This is a genomic window from Rhodococcus sp. BS-15, assembly GCF_000813105.1.
Classification (GTDB): domain Bacteria; phylum Actinomycetota; class Actinomycetes; order Mycobacteriales; family Mycobacteriaceae; genus Rhodococcoides.
The window spans coordinates 1-5,270 of the sequence record NZ_BAOX01000328.1 but is presented as its reverse complement, the minus strand read 5'-3'; the positions used below and the strand labels follow the sequence as shown (position 1 = coordinate 5,270).

General features: G+C 66.4%; 3 protein-coding genes and 2 pseudogenes. All 5 read left to right on the top strand.

Going from position 1 to position 5,270, the window contains the following annotated elements:
* Positions 1-315, top strand: a 315-nt coding sequence (locus RHBS_RS24080; RefSeq protein WP_237669634.1) for a TilS substrate-binding domain-containing protein, incomplete at its 5' end; no start/stop codon positions are given.
* Between the two features lie 11 nt (positions 316-326).
* Positions 327-878 carry a hypoxanthine phosphoribosyltransferase gene (gene hpt, locus RHBS_RS24075; RefSeq protein WP_032395535.1) on the top strand — a complete coding sequence of 184 codons (552 nt, stop codon included), beginning with the start codon at positions 327-329 and terminating at the stop codon, positions 876-878.
* Positions 879-1,167: 289 nt separating this feature from the next.
* Positions 1,168-3,551 (top strand): annotated as a pseudogene (ftsH, locus tag RHBS_RS24070) (ATP-dependent zinc metalloprotease FtsH); the annotation flags it as partial.
* 734 nt (positions 3,552-4,285) lie between these two features.
* Positions 4,286-4,886, top strand: a pseudogene (gene folE, locus RHBS_RS24060) (GTP cyclohydrolase I FolE).
* A gap of 19 nt (positions 4,887-4,905) precedes the next feature.
* On the top strand, positions 4,906-5,270 hold a 365-nt coding region (locus RHBS_RS24055), incomplete at its 3' end, for a dihydropteroate synthase (RefSeq protein WP_187298613.1).

Here is a 5,270-nt window from a genome sequence, read left to right as displayed (position 1 = left end):
CCGCCGAGCAGCTGCGCGAGGACGGCCGGGGTGCTCGACGCGCTCGCCGAATCCGTCGTCGACGCCGATACCCCCGACCTCGAGGTCGCGACGCTCGACCCGCTCGATCCCGCCGTTCGCCGGCGAGTACTGCGCCGATGGTTGCTCGGCCGAGGTGTGACGTCGCTGACCGACCGGCAGATCCGGGCCGTCGATGCCCTCGTCGGACGGTGGACGGGTCAGGGCGGAGTCGCGCTGCCAGGAGGAACGCCCGACGCCAGGTTGGTGTGCTCGCGTCGGCATGGCAGGCTGAGCGTCGGCCTGGAGAACGAATGAAGGGAAACCCCGTGTACGAGGGCGACATCGAATCGGTTCTCATTTCCGAGGAACAGATCAAAGCACGCACTGCGGAACTCGCAGAAGAGATCGCCCAGCGGTATCCCGAAGGCTCACCGGAAGGTGATCTGCTCCTGGTCGGCGTCCTCAAGGGCGCGATCATGTTCATGACCGACTTCGCCCGGGCTCTGCCCATTCCGGCGCAGCTCGAGTTCATGGCGGTCAGTTCCTACGGGTCGTCCACCTCGTCGTCGGGCGTCGTCCGGATCCTCAAGGACCTCGACCGCGACATCACCGGACGCCACGTGCTGATCGTCGAGGACATCATCGACTCCGGTCTGACCCTGAGCTGGCTCAAGCGCAACCTCGCGACCCGCTCACCTGCCTCGCTGTCGGTGGTGACGCTGCTGCGCAAGCCCGACGCGATCAAGGTCGACGTGGAGGTCGCGAACGTGGGCTTCGACATCCCCAACGAATTCGTCGTCGGCTACGGCCTCGACTACAACGAGCGCTACCGGGACCTGCCGTACATCGGCCTGCTCGATCCGAAGGTCTACAGCTGAGTCCGTTCCTTCGGTCCACCCCGTCCGCGTGAATGGACCATTGCCGCGCCGAGACGTATGCAATGGTCCATCGATGCGGATAGGGTGCCCATCAGGTGGGGAACTGCCGGGGGAGTGCAGTCGTTGGAGGGGAAGAAGCGTCGACGCAAACAGGTGCGTGGACGCACAGCGCCAGGTATGAGCGAGTCAGATGTCCGAGTCTCGCGCTAGCCTGGAGTATCCGGCGGGCAGGGAGCAGCCAGCGCGCGGGAGCGGACTGAAAGGACACGGCCGACTCGGCTGAAGCTGTATGAATCGGAAGACAGTAATACGAAATCTTGCCATCGTTTTCGGCATTCTGTTGGTGATCTATGCCTTCAGTTACTTCGGTAACGACACGCGGGACTGGACGACGGTCGACACCTCGGTGGCGATCGCCCAGCTCGACGACCGAAACGTCGCATCCGCGCAGATCGACGACCGCGAACAGCAGATCCGACTCACGCTGAAAGAGGCCAACGAGGCCTCGGACAACCAGACTCAGATCATCGCGAAGTATCCGGACTCCGCGTCCGAGCAGATCTTCGACAAGGTCGACTCGCAGGGCCTGGACAGCTACAACACCACCGTCACCCAGGAGAGCTGGTTCAGCTCCTTCCTGCTCCTGATCCTCCCGATGGTGCTGATCCTCGGCGTGATCATCTTCGTGATGAGCCGCATGCAGGGTGGCGGACGCGGTGGCGTCATGGGCTTCGGCAAGTCCAAGGCCAAGCAGCTGACGAAGGACATGCCCAAGACCACCTTCGCCGACGTCGCAGGCGCGGACGAGGCAGTCGAAGAGCTCTACGAGATCAAGGACTTCCTGCAGAACCCGGCGCGCTACCAGGCGCTCGGTGCCAAGATTCCCCGCGGTGTGCTGCTGTACGGCCCTCCCGGAACCGGTAAGACGCTGCTCGCGCGCGCCGTCGCGGGCGAGGCCGGCGTGCCGTTCTTCACCATCTCCGGTTCGGACTTCGTCGAGATGTTCGTCGGTGTCGGTGCGTCCCGTGTGCGTGACCTGTTCGAGCAGGCCAAGCAGAACAGCCCCTGCATCATCTTCGTCGACGAGATCGACGCCGTCGGTCGTCAGCGCGGCGCAGGCATGGGCGGCGGTCACGACGAGCGCGAGCAGACACTCAACCAGCTCCTCGTCGAGATGGACGGCTTCGGTGAGCGCACCGGCGTCATCCTCATCGCCGCCACCAACCGGCCCGACATCCTCGACCCCGCGCTGCTGCGTCCGGGCCGCTTCGATCGCCAGATCCCGGTCGGTGCCCCCGACCTGGCCGGCCGTCGGGCGATCCTGAAGGTGCACTCGGCGGGCAAGCCCGTTGCCCAGGACGCCGACCTCGAAGGTCTCGCCAAGCGAACCGTCGGAATGTCCGGTGCCGACCTGGCCAACGTGATCAACGAAGCAGCACTTCTCACCGCTCGCGAGAACGGCACCGTCATCACCGAGGCGTCCCTCGAGGAGTCGGTGGACCGCGTCGTCGGTGGCCCGCGCCGCAAGAGCCGCATCATCAGTGAGCACGAGCGCAAGATCACCGCGTATCACGAAGGTGGACACACCCTCGCAGCGTGGGCGATGCCCGACATCGAGCCCGTCTACAAGGTCACCATCCTCGCTCGCGGTCGCACCGGCGGCCACGCGATGACGGTGCCCGAGGACGACAAGGGCCTGATGACGCGGTCGGAGATGATCGCTCGTCTCGTCATGGCCATGGGTGGCCGTGCGGCCGAGGAGCTCGTCTTCCACGAGCCGACCACCGGTGCGTCCTCGGACATCGACCAGGCCACCAAGATCGCTCGCGCGATGGTCACCGAGTACGGCATGAGCAGCAAGCTCGGAGCAGTCCGGTACGGGCAGGAACAGGGCGACCCGTTCCTCGGCCGTTCGATGGGACAGCAGTCCGACTTCTCGCACGAGGTCGCCCGCGAGATCGACGAGGAGGTGCGCAAGCTCATCGAGGCGGCGCACACCGAGGCGTGGGCCATCCTCAACGAGTACCGCGACCTGCTCGACACCCTTGCCTCGGAGCTGCTCGAACGTGAGACGCTCACCCGCAAGGACCTCGAGAAGATCTTCCACAGCGTCACCAAGCGGCCGCGCATCACCTTGTTCAACGACTTCGGTGATCGCAAGCCCTCGGACAAGCCGCCGGTCAAGACTCCGCGCGAACTCGCCGCCGAGCGCGGCGAGCCGTGGCCTCCGGTGCCGCCGGCCCCTAAGCAGCTTCCGCCGCAACAGTTTCCGCAGCCCAGCTACGCCGGTTCGCCGCAGCTGAGCAAGGTGGTTACCCGAACGGAAGCAACGGATACAACGGTGCCCCGACCAACGGCACGCCCACCAACGGTGCTCCGTCGAACGGTGCCCCGTCGAACGGTGGACCGGTGAACGGCGCGCCCACCAATGGTGATGTCGATGCGCCGAACACCGGTGGTGGTCGACGCAGCGCCCCCGCAACCGGTGGCTTCAACGGCGGTGGCTACAACGGAGGTTACGGCGGCCCGGTCAACGGAGGTGCTCCCAACGGGGGCGGATACTCCGAGGGCTATCGCCGACAGGAACCTCGCCCGAGCGGTCCAAGCCAGGGCTCGCGTCCCGATTACGGTGCCCCGGCCGGATGGTCGGCTCCGGGATGGCCCCCGCGTGACCAGTCCTCGGTTCCCCGTTACCAGGGACCGACCACGCCGCCGGCTGCGAACCAACCGAACCGCGAGCAGCCGGAATCGGATCGACCGGACCAGAATCGGTACGAGCCGCCGCAGGGACAGCCGCCGACGTACCGACAGCACCCCACCTATCAGCAGCCACAGGCATATCAACCGCCCACCGCTGCGCCGTCGAACCAGCCGCCGTCGAACCAACCGCCGGAATATCAGCAGCCGCAGTATCAGCCGGATCCGTTCCGGCCGGACGCTCGGGACCAGGGTCGAACCTCTCGACACGAGCCCCCGTACGGCCAGAACCAGGACGGTGCTGCACCGGCCGAGGCGTCGCTCCCACCTGGGAGGTTCCGACTCCGTCGCAGAGCTATCCGCTGCCCGGAGACGATCGTCCCTCGAACAGCCCGTCCGAGGACTCGCGGCGAGACGAGCGAGCCGAGGACGACGGCGACGAAGGTCCGCGGACCCAACGCTGGGAAGGGCCGGGCGGTTCGTACCGCTAGGTCCATCATTAGGCTGGCTGGGTCGACCCTTTCGGTCGGCCCAGTCCGTCGTTCGAACCGTGCTGCAGGTCGGCGCAGCTGCTCTGCGAAGAACAGGTGCAGTTCGGCCCAGCTGTCACATTCGCGGAGCCCAACCGGAGGTACGTTCTCGTGTCAGTCAACCGGACCGACGAGTCGGCAATCGACTCGGCAGAAGTCCCAGCAGCGCAGCAGCAGGCAGTGGAACAGACAGTGGCCTACGCCACCGGCGCGGTCTTCGACCAGCCTCGCGCCGAGGCCGCCGTGCGTGAGCTGTTGATCGCCGTCGGCGAGGATCCCGACCGTCCAGGTCTGCTCGACACCCCGGCCCGCGTTGCGCGTTCCTACCGCGAAATCTTCGCCGGGCTGTACACCGACCCGGACACGGCGCTGAACACGACGTTCGACGAGGGGCACCAGGAACTGGTTCTCGTCCGCGACATCCCCATGTTCTCAACGTGCGAGCACCACCTGGTCTCGTTCCACGGCGTTGCACACGTCGGCTACATCCCCGGCAAGAGCGGCAAGGTCACCGGCCTGTCGAAGCTCGCGCGCGTGGTGGACATGTACGCCAAGCGCCCCCCAGGTGCAGGAACGCTTGACCAGCCAGATCGCCGACGCGTTGATGCGCAAGCTCGACCCGCGCGGTGCGATCGTCGTGATCGAGGCCGAGCACCTGTGCATGGCCATGCGCGGGATTCGCAAGCCGGGTGCAAGCACCACCACCTCCGCGGTGCGGGGTCTGTTGCAGTCCAGCGCGGCATCGCGTTCGGAAGCTCTGGACCTGATTCTGCGGAAATGACGCGACCGGTCGATTCCCGATGAACCCGGCGCGGAGTATCCCCCCGGCACCCGTCGTCATGGGTGTCCTCAACGTCACTGCCGATTCGTTCTCCGACGGCGGCCGGTACCTCGATGTCGATGCTGCCGTCGAACACGGGCTGGCGATGCATCGTCGCGGAGTCGACATCGTCGATGTCGGTGGTGAGTCGACGCGTCCCGGAGCAGACCGGATCGATCCGACTCTCGAAGCGCAGCGCGTCGTCCCGGTCATCGCCGCGCTGGCCGAAGCTGGTGTGACCACCAGCGTCGACACCATGCGCGCCTCGGTCGCCGAGGCCGCGATCGAGGCCGGGGGTCTCTATCGTCAAACGACGTCTCGGGGCGGTCGGGCCGGATCCGGCCA